The 1,040-nt window shown below is 44.4% G+C and carries 1 protein-coding gene; it reads right to left on the minus strand.

The annotated features are described in order from the left end of the window. Positions 1-71: 71 nt before the first annotated feature. Positions 72-1,040 (minus strand): Holliday junction branch migration DNA helicase RuvB (gene ruvB, locus VXQ92_RS21065; RefSeq protein WP_416683076.1); only part of this gene is annotated, 969 nt, incomplete at its 5' end.

Genomic DNA, 1,040 nt, shown 5'->3' on the forward strand with positions numbered 1-1,040 from the left:
TAAGACAATTTTTATTTGAGTTAAAAAGAATAGTTAAATAAAAAAAGGAAGAGAAAATTCTCTTCCTTTGGTTAGTTTTTAGGCTCAGGTGGCGTCATGCCAAACTGCAAATAAGATTGGTTGGTTGCAATGCGACCTCGTGCAGTACGCATAACATAACCTTGCTGAATTAAATAAGGTTCAATAACATCTTCAAGTGTTCCGCGATCTTCAGCCATAGCAGCTGCAAGGGCCTCAACACCAGCAGGTCCACCATCAAAACGTTCTAACAACATACTTAAATAACGTCGGTCTAAGGTATCTAAACCAGCTTTATCGACATTAAGCATATCAAGCGCACGTTGTGCCATTTCATGGTTAACTTCGCCTGTACCTTTTACTTGTGCATAGTCACGTACACGGCGTAATAAACGATTGGCAATACGCGGTGTTCCGCGTGAACGGCGTGCAACTTCTTCTGCACCCTCAACTGTAATGGGTACATCCATCAGGTTTGCAGATCGTGACACGATATGAGTTAGGTCTTCTACAGAATAGAATTCAAGACGTTGCACAATACCGAAGCGGTCACGTAGAGGCGAGGTGAGTAAGCCGGCACGTGTGGTCGCAGCAACGAGCGTAAAAGGTGGTAAATCGAGTTTAATTGAACGAGCAGCAGGACCTTCACCAATCATGATATCGAGTTGGTAATCTTCCATTGCCGGATACAGAATTTCTTCAATCACTGGTGAAAGACGGTGAATTTCATCAATAAATAAAACATCGCCTTCTTCAAGGTTAGTTAGCATTGCAGCCAAATCACCCGCACGCTCTAAAACAGGCCCTGAAGTGGATTTGAGATTGCCACCCATTTCACGCGCAATAATATTGGCAAGCGTGGTTTTTCCTAAGCCCGGTGGACCGAAAATCAGTGTGTGATCGAGTGCTTCACCACGACCACGAGCCGCACCGATGAAAATTTCCATTTGCTCGCGTACGACTGGTTGCCCGATATAATCGGCAAGTGAAGTCGGTCGAATAGCCCGATCAAAATGATCTTC

The organism is Acinetobacter sp. 228 (genome assembly GCF_048147885.1).